General features: G+C 55.9%; 1 protein-coding gene. It reads left to right on the top strand.

Annotated features, from left to right (window positions below):
- Nucleotides 1-60 precede the first annotated feature (60 nt).
- The coding region (locus H6B10_RS19130; RefSeq protein WP_430661788.1) for an FHA domain-containing protein at nucleotides 61-222 on the top strand (162 nt) is incomplete at its 3' end.

Genomic DNA, 222 nt, shown 5'->3' with positions numbered 1-222 from the left:
TTCGCTCTGCAAGTCCGCATTGCAGTACGGGCAGGCAGGGTATTTGTCCGAATCGTAAAAATGTCCCTGTTCACACTTGGTCAGTTTCATCGTTGTTCCTCTTTCTCACAGCACTGCGCACTGTGCGTGCGGGGAGAATCCCTGCTGGTACAGACCCTGAACCCGGAGGCCCCGGTGTTTGTGAACGGGGAACGGATTGACGGGGAACACCGGCTGCAAAAC

It is taken from the genome of Gemmiger formicilis (assembly GCF_016901605.1).
GTDB classification, from domain to species: domain Bacteria; phylum Bacillota; class Clostridia; order Oscillospirales; family Ruminococcaceae; genus Gemmiger; species Gemmiger formicilis_B.
The sequence above is the reverse complement of the archived record's forward strand: the minus strand, read 5'-3'. Positions and strand labels throughout refer to the sequence as shown.